This window comes from Wocania ichthyoenteri Th78, from assembly GCF_000789235.1.
Taxonomy (GTDB): Bacteria; Bacteroidota; Bacteroidia; order Flavobacteriales; family Flavobacteriaceae; genus Wocania_A; species Wocania_A ichthyoenteri.
On record NZ_KN525716.1, the window covers coordinates 3,242,548 to 3,257,365 of the forward strand.

The following is a 14,818-nucleotide window of genomic DNA, read 5'->3' on the forward strand; positions in this document are numbered from 1 at the left end:
ACTATAGTTAAGAAATTATTTTTTTGTTTATTATTCTCTTTTTTATTCTACTTAACGATTCTGCTTTAATACCTAAATAACTAGCAATTTGGTGTTGAGGAACTCGTTGAATTAAATCAGGTCTTTTTTTTAGTATATTTAAGTATCTTTCTTCTGGGCTAGATATTTTAAACTGAGCAAAGGTGTCTTGATTTTTAGCCATTATTATTTCCCCAATCACTCTAGATAAAGATTCTAATTGTGGATATTTTTGAAATGTTTCTTTTTCCAATTTAGGATTACCTATACTAACTATGACATCTTCCATACATTCTAAATAATAATTTGATGGTGTGGATTTTCCATAGTTAGATGGTGTAACTACTTGTTCCTCCGTATAAAATTCAATGGTTTTTTCTTCTCCATTTTCAATTATATAGCTCCTTATACAACCTTTTAATAAGAAATAACATTCATTTGAAATATCCCCTTCTTTAAGCAGGATTGTCCCTTTTTTAAAACTTTCAATAAAAGTACTTTTTGTAATTGCATCTTCTAACTCATTAGTGATTTTAGTGTATTTTGAAAGGTGTTTTAATATTTCGTTTTTCATGATTAGATGGGGTTTGGTAATGTTTTACAATGCTTTACTGATATGAATTCGTTTTAATACTTCGGCTTTTCTCAGCACAGGTATTTTATATCAGCCGTTAAATGAAGGCAAGTGGTTTTTGCATTAAGAATCAATATCAACTAATCAATCAAAATTTCCAATATCTTAATAGCAGCATCGCTAATTTTTGTGCCAGGACCAAAAATAGCCACAGCACCAGCATCAAATAAATATTGATAATCTTGTTTTGGTATTACGCCACCAACAATAACCATAATATCATCGCGTCCGTAATTCTTCAAAGCTTCAATAACCTGAGGAACAAGCGTTTTATGACCTGCAGCAAGCGAGGAAACCCCTAAAATATGCACATCGTTTTCTACAGCTTGTTTTGCTGCTTCTTGTGGTGTTTGGAATAATGGCCCAATATCAACATCAAAACCAACATCGGCATAACCCGTGGCAACTACTTTTGCGCCACGGTCATGTCCGTCTTGTCCCATTTTTGCAATCATTATTCGTGGTCGTCGCCCATCTTGTTCGGCAAAAACATCTGCTAATTCTTTGGCTTTTTTGAAGCTTTTATCGTCTTTTATTTCTTTACTATACACACCAGAAAATGATTTAATTTGTGCTTTGTAACGCCTAAAAACAACTTCTAAAGCATCACTAATTTCTCCTAAAGTTGCTCGTCCGCGTGCAGCTTCAACAGCTAAAGCTAATAAATTTTCTTGTCCTGTTCGTGCTGCTTCGGTTAATTTCGATAAAGTCCCATTAATTTTATCATTATTTCTCTCAGCTTTTATCTTATTTAAACTTTCAATTTGTTGATTACGAACCGTTTGATTGTCAACTTCTAAAGTCTGAATAGGGTCCTCTTTCTCTAATCTATATTTGTTAACACCAACAATGATATCTTGACTAGAATCTATGCGTGCTTGTTTACGTGCAGCAGCTTCCTCAATTCTTATTTTGGGAATACCTGCTTCAATAGCCTTGGTCATACCACCAAGTTCTTCTACTTCTTCAATTAAAGTCCATGCTTTTTGAGCAATATCATGAGTGAGTTTTTCAACATAAAAACTACCCGCCCAAGGATCAACAGTTTTTGTGATTTTTGTTTCTTCTTGTAAAAATATTTGTGTGTTACGAGCAATTCGTGCTGAAAAATCGGTTGGTAAAGCAATGGCTTCGTCCAACGCATTGGTGTGTAAAGATTGCGTGCCGCCAAAGGCAGCAGCGGTAGCTTCAATAGTTGTTCGCGCTACGTTATTAAATGGGTCTTGCTCAGTTAAACTCCAACCACTGGTTTGGCAATGTGTGCGTAATGCTAAAGATTTTTCATTCTTAGGATTGAATTGTTTTACCAATTTAGCCCATAACATACGTGCTGCTCGCATTTTGGCAATTTCCATAAAATGATTCATGCCAATAGCCCAGAAAAAGGATAGACGCGGTGCAAAAGTATCAATATCCATGCCTGCATCTAATCCTTTTCTAATATATTCTAACCCATCTGCTAGGGTATACGCGAGTTCAATATCGCAAGTTGCACCAGCTTCTTGCATGTGGTAGCCAGAAATACTAATGCTATTGAATTTTGGCATGTTCTTGCTAGTATATTCAAAAATATCAGAAATAATTTTCATTGAAGGTGTTGGCGGATAAATGTATGTATTACGCACCATAAACTCCTTTAAAATATCATTTTGAATAGTGCCAGCAAGCTGTTTTGGTTTTACACCTTGCTCTTCGGCAGCGACAATATAAAATGCCATAATGGGCAAAACAGCACCATTCATAGTCATTGAAACCGACATTTTATCCAATGGAATTTGGTTGAAAAGTGTTTTCATATCTTCAACCGAATCGATGGCGACACCAGCTTTTCCAACATCTCCAACTACACGTTCGTGATCGGAATCGTAACCACGATGCGTTGCTAAATCGAATGCAACAGATAAGCCTTTTTGTCCAGCTTTCAAATTACGTCTGTAAAACGCATTACTTTCTTGCGCAGTACTAAAACCAGCATATTGACGAACAGTCCAAGGTCTGCGAACATACATCGTACTGTAAGGTCCACGAAGGTTTGGTGCAATTCCAGCAACAAAATTAAGATGCTCAATATCTTGTAAATCGTCTTTTGAATAATCTGATTTTACAGGAATATCTTCAGCTGTTAAAAAAGAGCTATTGGCTATTGACTTTTGGCTTTTAGCTACTGACTTAATTGTTATGTGTTGCAGGTTTTTTCTAGACATTTTATGTTTACACGATTGTATATTTTATTGAGGTAATTTATTAAAATCTACTTTTTGCACAGGTTTTTCAGCATTAACTTTCGACAAATTTTTGTTAAATAGATTGGCATAAAATAAATCAAAAGCAACGTAAGCTGCTAAGTATTTATCTTTTATAACATCTCTATAATTTGACGTTAATGGTGCGCCAAATGGTTTCGGACTCATACTATTTACCTTTAATAATGAATTAAATGTTGTCTTTAACTCAGCATTTTGCATATTTATTGAAATGCAATTAATTAAAGCACTGTTATAATTTAAGTAGCTTTTTGGATTGCTGGCATCCCATAAATCATCTTCATTTTTTAAAACCTCAAAAACTTTTACTGTATGAGGCGATACAATGTTTTCGTATTTTATTCTGCCGTAAATGGCATTTCTAATAAACTGACCATAAGCTTGAATTAAGGATGCATTAGGATTGTTTTTTCCGTAAAAATTTAAAATATCATTTTCAAAAGTAAATAAGGCTTCGCTATATAATTTGGAGTTTACGTTTTCGCAACTTAAAACCAAACCTTTATCGGCATATTTGTATTCTGATAGTGTGTTCTCTTTTTTACAACTTATCAAACTGATAACTAATGTGATTACAATAAGTTTAAAAAATGGTGTTTTCATGGGTAATATAAAATTTAAGTTATTCTGTTTTTAATCTGTTTTGTTCTAAGGTTTCTGCTAGTCGTTTTTCAATAATAGGCTCAATCAGAGCCTTTCTTGAATTGGTTTTTACAAACGGATATAATTCCAGTTTGTGTTTCATTTTGTCGTTGGTATTTGGATGTTTGTTACTTCCTAAAAGTACTTCTTCACCAGCATCAAATTGTTGTTGTTCTTTAGTTGCGCTTTCTTTTATTTTTCGTTGAATTGTGCCTTCTTTCAATTGTTTTAAAAAACCACCATTTGCTTCAATATCTTTAAATAATTCTAAAGCTTTTTCGGCAAGTTGATTAGTTAAATTTTCAATATAATAAGCACCATCGGCAGGATTATTTACTTTATCAAAATAGCTCTCGTGTTTTAAAACAAGGAGTTGATTTCTAGCTACACGCTCACCAAATTCATTGTCCTTATGATAAATAGCATCATAGGGCAAATTGCAAATAGTATTGGCACCACCTAAAATAGCACTCATGCATTCGGTTGTGGTGCGTAACATGTTGGTATTGTAATCATAAAGTGTTTTGTTGCGTTTGCTTGGAGTTGCTATAATATGACAATCTGAATTGATATTATATTCTGAAGCTAGTGTGTTCCACAGGATTCGTAAAGCTCTAAGTTTTGCAATTTCAAAAAAATAGTTGGTGCCAACTGAAACTTTAAAGTTTACATTAAGAGATTGCCATGTCATTTCATTCCTCGCAATGACGGTATTATTTAGATGATTTAAATACTCGTTTGCATGTGCTAAACTGTAAGCGAGTTGTTGCACCATATTTGCTCCAGCATTTTGGTATAATGATGAATCTACACTAAACGTATTTGTGTTTTTAACAATAGATTCAAAATGGTTGTGGTCGCTTTTTAAATTGTTAAACCAGTTTCCAGATTTAGCTAGATTTCCTATAATATCTGTTTGAATTTGGATTCCTGCCTTCGCGGGAATGACAGAAAGTTGTTTAACATAATCTTCATTTAAAAACTGTAAATCAAAATAAAGAAGGGTAGATGTAAGGTTGATGTTTTTTAATAAATCTTCAATGGAAACTGAATCATTTGGAATAATAAATTTGATGCTTTCAGCGCCTCTTTCAATGGCATTAATTGCTTTTAGGTTAGACTTTTCAATATCAGCAACAAAAATAGATTGACAAATTTTCCACTGTGTGGCTTTGGTGTTTGATGGTTTTAGAGGCTCATTGAATTCATCTGAATGATAAAAAGGTTTCACCGAAACCCCTTCGTTAGAATTCCAAATTAACGTATCGTTATAATCGGCACCTTTTAAATCAACTTGGATTTTTTGTTTCCATTGTTTAGCCGACACCGCTTCGAAATCATCAAACAAGAGCTTAGTCATCTTTTTTAACTTTTAAACTGTCTTCATATTCAATTATAAAAATTTCCTCATTTTCCTTTTTCATATAATATTCTTCGCGAGCAAATTTTTCTAAGCCTTCTTCTGTACTTAATTTTTTTATGGCTTTATTGTCTTTTATTATTTCTCTTTTGTAATATTCTTTTTCGTTTTCTAAAGCTTCAATATCGGTATTTAATTCATGATGAATTAACCACGAATTCGTATCAAAAAACAGCATCCATACTGCAAAAACTACAAGGATAAGTATAAACCAATTTTTAAAAGGTTTTAAATATTTGTTTTTATTGAATTGTGTCATTACAATTTTTCATTAATAATAGTTTTAACAATATCTATAGCAACAGTGTTGTATTTGTTGTTTGGAATAATAATATCTGCATATTCTTTCATAGGTTCAATAAACTGATCGTGCATGGGTTTTAAAGTGTTTTGATAACGAGAAAGAACTTCGTCTAAATCTCTGCCACGCTCAGAAATATCGCGTTTTAATCTGCGAATTAATCGCTCGTCTGTATCTGCATGCACAAATATTTTAATATCGAACAGCTTTCTTAATTCAGGGTTCGTAAGTATCAAAATACCTTCAACAATCATTACTTTTCTAGGATGCGTTAAAATAGTATCACCTGTTCTATTATGTTTTACAAACGAATAGACAGGTTGATGTATTGGAATGCCTTTTTTGAGTTCTTGTAAATGCTGGGTTAACAAATCAAAATCAATAGATCTTGGATGATCAAAATTTATTTTAACACGCTCTTCATAGGACAAATGTGTTGTATCTTTGTAATACGAATCTTGCGAAATTACGCCAACTTCTCCTTCTGGAAGTTCGTTTAAAATCTGATTAACAACTGTTGTTTTTCCGCAACCTGTGCCACCTGCAATTCCTATAATTAGCATTTAAAAAATGTTAGTTTGGTATAATACAAATTTAAGATTATTTATTCGGAATAATTTTAACTATACCAACATTTTCTACACCAACATAAATATAACCATCTGGACCTTGTCGTACACTGCGTACACGACCAATTCCATCAAGTAATCGATCTTCTTTAATAACTTTATTATTCTTTATAATGCATCTATCGAGATATTGAAATTTTAAAGAGCCCACTAAAAGATTACCTTTCCAATTGGGATAAATGTTACTAGTTATAAATTCCATTCCACTTGGAGCAATAGAAGGAGTCCAATGGTGAATTGGTTGTTCCATTCCAGGAGCTTCTGTAATTTCGGTAAATTTTGTACCACTATAATTTATGCCATAGCTAATTACTGGCCAACCATAATTTTTGCCAGATTCAATAATATTTATTTCGTCTCCACCTCGTGGTCCATGTTCGTGTGTCCAAATCTTACCAGTTTCAGGATGTTTTACCATGCCTTGTGGATTACGGTGTCCATAAGAGTAAATTGCTTTTTTTGCATTTATTTTATTTGTAAAAGGATTGTTTTTAGGGATAGTACCATCATCATTTATTCTATAAATCTTACCACAATCTTTTGTAATATCTTGCGGATTTATATCTCGATTTCCACGATCTCCAATAGAGAAATATAAATATCCGTTGTTGTCAAACTCTAATCTAGATCCAAAATGTTGTCCACGATTACTGTTGGGTAAAGCTTTGTATAATATTTCTATATTTGTTAGCGCATTGTTTTTAAGTTTTGCACGCATTATAGAGGTGTTGGCACCATCATTGTTATCGTTTGATGAAGAGTAAGATATGTAAAGCCAACCATTATCTTTATAGTTTGGGTGCAATTCAATATCCATTAAACCACCTTGACCAAGTAACTCAATTTTAGGTAATCCTAAAATTTTAGATTTTTCACCTTTATTAAAATGAATTAATTCTCCAGCTTTTTCGGTAATAATCATAGAACCATCGGGCAGAAAAACAAACCCCCAAGGGTTATTAAGTTCTGTAACTATGGTTTTGTAAGAATGCTCAATATTTACAGGTGTTTTATCTTGTGCACAAGCATTAAAACTAAATAGAATTATAGCTGCTAAAAAAAAAGATTTAATAGTCATGATTTTTAATATTAAATGTAACCACAATTTACTTATAATTATTGTTTGTTTATAAAGAAAATCTATATATTTGCAGCCGTTACATTTTTCGGGGTGTAGCGTAGCCCGGTTATCGCGCCGCGTTTGGGACGCGGAGGTCGCAGGTTCGAATCCTGCCACCCCGACGAACCTAGTATCAGGTTTAATCAAAACACTGTTAATCGTATGATTATCAGTGTTTTTTGTTTTCACACATTTTATTTGATATCAAATAAAAGCATCTAATCTCAATAAAAAGGTGTGCAAATCGGTGTGCAATTGTTCACTGAAAATGTAGTAACTTTAAAGAGCTTTAAGACATAATTTGACTTTCGTCTTTACAAATTATTGTTTAACAAAAAGTCATTTAAAATGAAAACAAAAAGCACCTTCGCGGTTATTTTCTTTACAAGAAAATCAAGAAGCAATCCCAATCAAATTTCCATCTATGCCCGTATTACCGTAAGCGGCAAACGCTCGGAAATGAGTTTAAAACGGAGTATTGAACAAAACCAGTGGGACAATACCAAAAATAGAGGGCGGGGCAATTCAGAAACTGCCAGAATCTTGAACGCTTATTTAGATGGGGTTTATAACAAACTTCTTCAATGCCATAAAGAGCTTATGGAAGAAGATAAGGTGCTGTCCTCCGATGCCATCAAGTCCCGATATTTGGGAGAAGATGACAATAGTAAAACCTTAAAAGAACTCATTGCTTATCACAATGGCAATATGGTTCACGTCCTGAAAGCAGGAACGATGAAGAATTATTATACAACAGAACGATACTTACAGAAGTTTTTGAGGAAGAAAAAAAGATTAAAAGATATCTATTTGAAACAATTGAACTTTAGGTTCATCACTGACTTTGAACACTACCTAAGAACCTATAAGAACTCCAAAAAACAATTGATGTTATCCAATAATGGAGTCATGAAACATTTGGAGCGTTTCAAGAAAATGATAAACCTGGCCATAAAACTAGAATGGATGCATAAAAACCCATTCAGCCAATTTCAGTTAAAATATGATAAATATGATAGAGCATATTTAAACGAAAGAGAACTGGAACTGTTAGAAAACACAGAATTCAATAGCGGACGTTTACAAAAAATAAAAGATTGCTTTGTGTTTTCTTGTTACACAGGATTATCCTATATCGATGTAAAAGAACTGGCAGAAAGCCATATCGTAAAAGGCATAGACAATAACAATTGGATTTACACCAGACGCGAAAAAACAGACGAACAGGTAAAAATACCAATACTCCCTAAAGCTTGGGCAATATTAGAAAAGTATAGGGTCGACAAAGAACAGAATATTACAATGAATTTGTTGCCCATAAGTTCCAATCAAAAAACAAATACCTATTTAAAGGAAATTACAAAAGCCTGTGGTATTCATAAAAATATTTCTTTTCATGTCGCTAGACATACGTTTGCGACTACGGTTATGTTGTCCAATGGCGTACCTATAGAAACGGTATCTAAGCTTTTGGGACATGCCAAACTCTCGACAACCCAAATCTATGCCAGGGTCGTGGAAACTAAAATTAGTGAGGATATAAGTAACTTACTGAAGAGATTTAAAAAGAAAGAAGAAAATAAAAGTGCTTAAAACAACTTTTTAAGACTTAAAAAAGAATTTTCTTTCAATGCGCTTTTCAATAAGTTATGGGATTGTCTTGAAAGGAAATTTTGAGTTTTTATAAAATTCGGGTCTTGAAATATGATAATTTATAGGGGTTGTTATTAATAAAATCCCTTACAGTCAATAACTTATCCCTTACAGATAATTTTTTGTTCCGAACTTTACCATATCAAATCAAAAGATATGAATCGTTCGCTAAAATTTCGAAAATGGATACCATTTGCGGTCAGTATTCTATATATAATATTATTTGCATATGCAACAATTAGTAAGTTTCTAGATTTTGAAAACTTCAAAATACAATTGGGGCAATCACCTATGCTCACTAACTTCGCAGAGGTCATAGCTTATGGTGTTCCAACCTTGGAATTATTGCTGGCCATTGCATTAAGCATACACAAATTCAGAACCCTTGCCCTATATGTAAGCCTAGGGCTTATGACCGCTTTCAGTATGTATATTGCAGCTATACTCAACTTGAGCGATTTTGTACCCTGCTCTTGTGGCGGTATCTTGGAAGACTTAGGTTGGACAGAACATTTGATCTTCAACCTTATCTTCGTGCTTCTAGGTTGCATCGCCATTATTCTTAGCAGCCAAGACCAAAAGACAGACGCCAACTCTAACAATACCAGCCCGAAGAGACACCCTTTGATTAAAATTAGCAGTATCGTATTACTATGCTCTAGTCTTGTATTGGGCTTGTTTTCCAATACAAATTATAAAAACCATTTGCCTGGAAGTTTTATTCGCTTATTTCCGCCACATCCTATTTCAGAAATCAAAGCGAAGATATCCTTAACAAAAGACGAATTTCAGTTTGCAGGAATCACCAAAAACAATATATATCTGCATAAAAAAGGAAATCCCCTTGAACTCTTACAGCTCGACTATAACCTTTCTAAAGCGGATACGATTCTTTTAAAGGTACCCAAACCATACCAGCTTAAGCATAACAGAACGGCGATTGCCATAAATGATCTTGGGGTGTTCATCACCGATGGCGCCAAACCCATTCTCCTAAAAGGTAGCACGAACAATTGGAAGCTCAAGGCGGTGGATCTAAAAAACAATCATTTTAATTCCGCAACCGTGATCGACACCAACCTTTTGGCTGTGACCAAACTAATTCCCCAAAAAGGCCGCCTTTTAGGATTGTTAAACACGAACGTGCTTACCATTGACCTAAACCCTTTGGCGCTAAAAAAACAAGTCGATGGTTTTTTCTGTACCGATGGGTTTTTGCATTATAATCCCGAGCTTCAAAAACTCATATATACGTATTACTACCGCAATGAATATATCCTGCTGGACAAAAACTTAAAGGTAGCAGCCCGATATAATACCATAGATACCACGACCACAGCCCAAATAAAAATCAGGGAAGCAGCAAGTAAAGAACAGCGCTCTATGGCTACACCACCTCCAGTGGTCAACAGTAGGGGTTCTTCACAACAATACTGGTTATTCAACCAATCGAGAATTCGTGCTAAAAACGAATCCGAAAAACAGTTCAATCAAGGGAAGGTCATCGATGTATACCATTTAAAAAAGGGAATGTACAAACACAGTTTTTATATCCCAAACCTAGAAGGGCAATCTCTTAAGGATTTTAGAATTGCCCATGACCAGCTCTTGGTATTATATCCAGATAGAATCGCTAGGTATGCCCTAGGCAAAAATTACCTCGGACTATTATAAACACCAGAAGCCATGGTCAAGCCTTAAAAATATTTTACTAGTAGAATCAGGCGACGAGACCGAATACCTGTAGAAAAAAGTAGGTCGTATGTTTAATCTTAAATTTTTAAAATCATGAAAAGGATTCAAGGAATTTTAACCGTTGCTGCTTTTGTAATTGCTATTGGTGGCGCTTTTGCGTCTAGCCAACTGGATATCCTATCGGTATTCAAAGCGCCTACAAGCGGCGGAACGTGTCAAACGGCAACGCTGCCCCCAAATTGTGGTACTGTCGTGGGACCAACGTGTACGTTGGGCATTAACACGTATTACCAGACCAAAAATGCTCAAGGTCAGTGTGAAGATGAATACTATTTTAATAATTAGTAATGTTTTAGTATTCTAAAAAGAGTGGTCTACTGCGTAGACCACTCTTACTAAAAAAGTAAACAATGTAATTAGCTTTGAGTATCCCTAATGACTATGACCTTCATAGCCTTTGTCTTTTGCTCCAACAACAAACCATGTTTTTCAAGTGCTTTTTTAAGTGCATCAAAATCAGTAAGTATGGTGTCCAGTTCTATATCAATATTTTCAGTAATGCCGGTTTCATCCAAAAAGGGTGGTCCTGATTGATTATTTCCCCAAAGAAGCAATAAAATTTGCTTTATTGACATATTAATATATTTTGAATAGGTCAACCCGTTTCCTTTGTAAGCGGACATTCCGCCTTTGGTAATCAAATTCTTTTTCCCTTTTTCAGTAGCTTTTAATGCCCAATAAGGCATTTTACGTGTTTCTACGGATACGTCATAACCAAAATAATTTTTTAAATCGCGCTGCATGATCCTTTGGTTATCCAATGTATGGGACAAACGATTATCTGGCACCATCAAACTATAGCAGTATATATGCTCCATCCGCTTATTATCGACAAAAAAGAGAGCGGTATCTTTTATGTCTAGAATAGGTTCGTACCAATATTCCCCATAACAATTTGGGTGTGTCTTATAGCGGTTTGGACTATTTTGAACCGTATCTCCATAAGCTATCTTATATAATTCTTTTAAAGACACATTGATAACCTGGCAAGCCATTTTGGAGCTTCCGTTGTTGGGCTTAAAATACCCAAAAGACTTAGGGACAATATCCCTTTTACCTCGTGTTAATAAAGATCTATACATAAAATCATCATCTTCTCCACCATTGCCATTGATAAGCAGCGGTTGCTTTCTATCAAAGCTATTGAACTTTTCTTTGAACTGGGTGACGTTCAGGTTTAGCTCAACATCCAAGGGTTCTGCTTTTAAAAAAGATTCTATGTTTTCGGGTGTCAGGGCTCTGCTTCCTGTAATAGCCTGTACGATGCCCTTTTCGTCAATCCAAATGATGTGGGGAACTACTTGTATCCCTAGTTTATCGAACAACTCGACACTATAGGATATGGGGATTTCTAAGTCGTATCGCTTTCGGTATTTTTCATAAATATCACGGGTGCCATCGTAGTGTTTGCCTTTATTTCCAGTCACCAACATAAGTTCCACCCGGTTCTTAAATTGCTTGTTGAGCTTATCTACTTTCGGAAAACTGTAGATGCACAATTTACAAAAGCGGGTCCAAAAATCCAGGATTACGAATTTTCCCTTCAGATCTTCCAGGCTTATTTCTTTGTCTCTGTGGTATTCAATATTGGTCAGTACAATATCCGGCATGGGCTTTCCAACGGTCGGAAATACTGCCTCCTTGTTTTCCTTTGTCACCAGGTCGTTTTGTACCGTGTCATCCTGTTTGTTTTTGGAATTATCGGCGTTGCATGCTACCAGCAGTAGTATCAACACATAAAAAAATCTTTTCATCATAGTTTTTATTTAATATCTGTTTATATATAAATCTGTCCCATAAAGCCTAATAACCGGGATTTTGGGTCATGTTCGGATTGTTCTGCAACTCACTTTGCGGAATGGGAAATAACACATCGGTAGGTTGCCACCCCGGTTTGATAATAGTACGACTCCATTAGCGCCCCGAGAGCCATAGATAGCGGTAGCATCTGCATCTTTAAGTACTTCTATGCTTTCTACATCATTCATATCAATACCGTTTAGAGCATTGCCTCCTCGAGTGATGCCATACCCGATATTTGAGGTGAGTACCTCAGTATTCAAGGGCACACCATTGACAATATATAAGGGCTCGTTCCCACTGGCAATGCTATTGCGCCCCCGAATCTGGATATTAAAACTGCCACCAGGCACTCCTGTGTTTTGAGTAATAAACACCCCTGACATGCGCCCTTGAATAGCGGATAACGGATTTGCTATGGGCTGTTTTTCTATACCCTTTGAAGTAACCTTGGAAATACTCCCAGTACTTTTTTTCTTGGAAACCTTATAGTAACCCGCGTTGATATTAACGGCATCCAAATCGGTGAATTCGGGTGTAAGAACAACATTGATTAGGTTTCTGGCATTTATGGCTATTTCCTGCGTGCCGTAGCCTATATACGAAAAGACCAAAACAGCTTGGGATGGCGCTTCTATTTGGTAGTTGCCGTCAAAATTGGACACTACGCCTGTATTGGTATTTTTGATTTGGATGGTTACGCCCGCTAAAGGTACACCAGCATTGTCGGTAACTTTACCTTTAACCAATTGCTGCTGATGGTTTGGAGTAAATACTTGATGTTCTTTTTTAGCAGCGTACGCAGAGCTTAAGGAAAATATTGCGATGCCCAAAATAATAAAGGCATACTTTAAGGCGCGCAAACACCTTGTAACATAATTATTTTTCATAATTTTGAATTAAGTTTAACATTAGTTTGTTGAATTAATGCCTCCTATGAACCCGCAAAAGTTATTTAGGAGGCTTTCATGTTTTTTAGTGTCTATTCATGGGCAGTTTAAGGCTTTAATGGTTTAACTTTTTAATGTGGCTTCCAGCAGCCCTTTGCTATGTTTTTTGATAAATTGTAGTTTATAACATGACTAACTCTATAACATAGAAAACAGAGGGCCTTTGAAAGCACGGGTACTTAGCTATTAATATATCCTAGGTTCGGATGCCATTGAAAAAGATGAATTGTGTGGTTATGGGATAGAGAAATGGAAAATGTAATCCGAAAGAGAGATGTATCGTTAATCCCATAACAAAGTGGTCTATACTGGGTTTTTTGGCTTTTTCTTAAAGAGAATGTCAAACACGGAGATACCCCACTTGTGAAAATGTTTTGGAAGTTCTCTAACCGTTATTTTACAAAATTTGTGTTGCATTCTGTTTTAGTTTAACTATTTAATTTAAAATAAATGAGAACAACGCTAAGAAACGTTAAGTTTAAACCAAAATGTATAGATACAAAAAAGCGTGAAACTCAACTTACCAATCTGAGGTACTGGTATACCTTGCACCGATAAGAGAGCTCACGCCTAGGTCGTGAGCCAATCTACTTATCATCTCAGGTGCAAAAATTACCAGTTTTCAGATTGAGAATCAAAGCGACAGCTTCAAATATTTTCTATACGAAGAATCGCAAAAATAGACCTTTCTTTTGGAAAGGATAATCAAATATAAACAAATTTTTCAACTACACAAACGTCGTTGAATTATTTTTTTTAATTACCGTCATTTGACTCTATGATTGCGAATGAAGATATCTTATATTACACTACTTCGATTGAAATGGTTCTTAAAGAACTTAGAAAGGAGAGGGGGGTTGCCCAGGGAAAAATTAACGGATTGTCTCAATCTGATGTGAATATAGAATTTGCTCAAAAATATGAAATCACTCTAAATATGGGAAGGATGGAGTCCAAGCCTAATTTCGGAATGAATAAATTACTCTATCTCTGTGATTATTTTGGGATATCAACGATTGATTTCTTTAAAAGAGTTTTGAGTAAAGAAAAAAATGAAATCATTGAATTCATAAAAGCAAAAGAAGAAGATAAAAGAAAACGAAAAAGAAGGAAGAAACCAACAAGTAAGTAAGAGCCAATAAAAGTAGATTGGATTTTTATTTCCTTCAAGCACAAAATCCTGTATATATAAGTAATCCATTAAGTGGTTAATAGGCAATTTTCTACCAGATGACCAATTGGAAACTTATGACGCCGTATAGAAACTATTATTATCAGAAGAACATTCATCAGAAACCAAATAAATCCCATTCCAGCCCATTCCCCTGCATTGCGTAAACACTCCATTTCGGAAAAAGCGCTTCATTAAATGAAATCTTGAACACAAGCCCAAAATGCGAAAAAACATTTTAGGCTCAAGTTCACTTGACCAGAATTTCAATTGATAAGAAGTGTTTCAATTTAAGCTATTCAAAAAAAGAGCTATTTATAATCTGGAGATATAATATAAGCCTTTGATTTACCCCTGCCATTTTTTAATAAAACCTTATAGTAAATAAGTTTGTCTATTTCGCTGTTGAGCATTGGAATACTAATAGGGTCGGGGAGTAGTGTTCTTATTTTATAAGCACT

At 34.8% G+C, this 14,818-nt stretch carries 12 protein-coding genes, 1 tRNA gene and 1 pseudogene; 4 read left to right on the forward strand and 10 right to left on the reverse strand.

Annotated features, from left to right (window positions below; genetic code table 11):
- Positions 1–7 precede the first annotated feature (7 nt).
- The 7 genes from RG22_RS14265 to RG22_RS14295 all read right to left on the reverse strand — a co-directional run bounded on the left by RG22_RS14265 (position 8) and on the right by RG22_RS14295 (position 6,986).
- Complete coding sequence (locus RG22_RS14265) at positions 8–592, reverse strand: Crp/Fnr family transcriptional regulator (protein ID WP_034044503.1); 585 nt, start codon at positions 590–592, stop codon at positions 8–10.
- A 140-nt stretch (positions 593–732) separates the two neighbouring features.
- The gene (gene scpA / locus RG22_RS14270; RefSeq protein ID WP_034044504.1) at positions 733–2,856 is read right to left on the reverse strand and encodes a methylmalonyl-CoA mutase; all 2,124 of its coding nucleotides are present in this window, start codon (positions 2,854–2,856) and stop codon (positions 733–735) included.
- 24 nt (positions 2,857–2,880) lie between these two features.
- Complete coding sequence (locus tag RG22_RS14275) at positions 2,881–3,519, reverse strand: hypothetical protein (protein ID WP_034044506.1); 639 nt, start codon at positions 3,517–3,519, stop codon at positions 2,881–2,883.
- A gap of 19 nt (positions 3,520–3,538) precedes the next feature.
- Positions 3,539–4,918 (reverse strand): methylmalonyl-CoA mutase subunit beta, encoded by a 1,380-nt coding sequence (locus tag RG22_RS14280; RefSeq protein WP_034044508.1) that lies wholly within the window; start codon positions 4,916–4,918, stop codon positions 3,539–3,541.
- Complete coding sequence (locus RG22_RS14285; RefSeq protein ID WP_034044510.1) at positions 4,911–5,237, reverse strand: FtsB family cell division protein; 327 nt, start codon at positions 5,235–5,237, stop codon at positions 4,911–4,913. The genes RG22_RS14280 and RG22_RS14285 overlap by 8 nt, the downstream gene beginning before the upstream one ends.
- A complete protein-coding gene (udk, locus tag RG22_RS14290; protein ID WP_034044512.1) occupies positions 5,237–5,842 on the reverse strand; it encodes a uridine kinase in 606 nt (201 codons plus the stop codon). The genes RG22_RS14285 and udk overlap by 1 nt, the downstream gene beginning before the upstream one ends.
- 37 nt (positions 5,843–5,879) lie before the next feature.
- The gene (locus RG22_RS14295; protein ID WP_034044514.1) at positions 5,880–6,986 is read right to left on the reverse strand and encodes a PQQ-dependent sugar dehydrogenase; all 1,107 of its coding nucleotides are present in this window, start codon (positions 6,984–6,986) and stop codon (positions 5,880–5,882) included.
- A gap of 89 nt (positions 6,987–7,075) precedes the next feature.
- Between RG22_RS14295 and RG22_RS14300 the strand changes: the two genes are divergently transcribed.
- The 3 genes from RG22_RS14300 (at position 7,076) to RG22_RS14310 (ending at position 10,355) form a co-directional block, all read left to right on the forward strand.
- Positions 7,076–7,150: transfer RNA gene (locus tag RG22_RS14300), tRNA-Pro, on the forward strand.
- 226 nt (positions 7,151–7,376) lie between these two features.
- Positions 7,377–8,621 (forward strand): site-specific integrase, encoded by a 1,245-nt coding sequence (locus RG22_RS14305; protein ID WP_034044516.1) that lies wholly within the window; start codon positions 7,377–7,379, stop codon positions 8,619–8,621.
- Between the two features lie 216 nt (positions 8,622–8,837).
- On the forward strand, positions 8,838–10,355 hold the full coding sequence (locus tag RG22_RS14310; protein ID WP_034044519.1) for a MauE/DoxX family redox-associated membrane protein: 1,518 nt from the start codon (positions 8,838–8,840) through the stop codon (positions 10,353–10,355).
- Between the two features lie 437 nt (positions 10,356–10,792).
- Here the strand turns inward: RG22_RS14310 and RG22_RS14320 are convergent, their stop codons facing one another.
- The 3 genes and pseudogenes from RG22_RS14320 to RG22_RS14325 form a co-directional block, all read right to left on the reverse strand.
- The gene (locus tag RG22_RS14320; RefSeq protein WP_034044523.1) at positions 10,793–12,193 is read right to left on the reverse strand and encodes a TlpA family protein disulfide reductase; all 1,401 of its coding nucleotides are present in this window, start codon (positions 12,191–12,193) and stop codon (positions 10,793–10,795) included.
- A 46-nt stretch (positions 12,194–12,239) separates the two neighbouring features.
- Positions 12,240–12,308 carry a RagB/SusD family nutrient uptake outer membrane protein gene (locus RG22_RS18150; RefSeq protein WP_244462170.1) on the reverse strand — a complete coding sequence of 23 codons (69 nt, stop codon included), beginning with the start codon at positions 12,306–12,308 and terminating at the stop codon, positions 12,240–12,242.
- Between the two features lie 47 nt (positions 12,309–12,355).
- Positions 12,356–13,126: pseudogene (locus RG22_RS14325) on the reverse strand (TonB-dependent receptor plug domain-containing protein); the annotation flags it as partial.
- 838 nt (positions 13,127–13,964) lie between these two features.
- On the opposite strand from RG22_RS14325, the gene RG22_RS14330 reads away from it, so the two are divergent.
- A complete protein-coding gene (locus tag RG22_RS14330; RefSeq protein WP_034044527.1) occupies positions 13,965–14,318 on the forward strand; it encodes a hypothetical protein in 354 nt (117 codons plus the stop codon).
- Positions 14,319–14,818: the final 500 nt, after the last annotated feature.

Bases quoted from the DNA above. Each gene is read 5' to 3' on its own strand.
- RG22_RS14295 (WP_034044514.1), bottom strand. From the start codon at position 6,986: ATGACTATTAAATCTTTTTTTTTAGCAGCTATAATTCTATTTAGTTTT.
- RG22_RS14305 (WP_034044516.1), top strand. From the start codon at position 7,377: ATGAAAACAAAAAGCACCTTCGCGGTTATTTTCTTTACAAGAAAATCA.
- RG22_RS14310 (WP_034044519.1), top strand. From the start codon at position 8,838: ATGAATCGTTCGCTAAAATTTCGAAAATGGATACCATTTGCGGTCAGT.
- udk (WP_034044512.1), bottom strand. From the start codon at position 5,842: ATGCTAATTATAGGAATTGCAGGTGGCACAGGTTGCGGAAAAACAACA.
- RG22_RS14330 (WP_034044527.1), top strand. From the start codon at position 13,965: ATGATTGCGAATGAAGATATCTTATATTACACTACTTCGATTGAAATG.
- RG22_RS14320 (WP_034044523.1), bottom strand. From the start codon at position 12,193: ATGATGAAAAGATTTTTTTATGTGTTGATACTACTGCTGGTAGCATGC.
- RG22_RS14275 (WP_034044506.1), bottom strand. From the start codon at position 3,519: ATGAAAACACCATTTTTTAAACTTATTGTAATCACATTAGTTATCAGT.
- scpA (WP_034044504.1), bottom strand. From the start codon at position 2,856: ATGTCTAGAAAAAACCTGCAACACATAACAATTAAGTCAGTAGCTAAA.
- RG22_RS14280 (WP_034044508.1), bottom strand. From the start codon at position 4,918: ATGACTAAGCTCTTGTTTGATGATTTCGAAGCGGTGTCGGCTAAACAA.
- RG22_RS14285 (WP_034044510.1), bottom strand. From the start codon at position 5,237: ATGACACAATTCAATAAAAACAAATATTTAAAACCTTTTAAAAATTGG.
- RG22_RS14265 (WP_034044503.1), bottom strand. From the start codon at position 592: ATGAAAAACGAAATATTAAAACACCTTTCAAAATACACTAAAATCACT.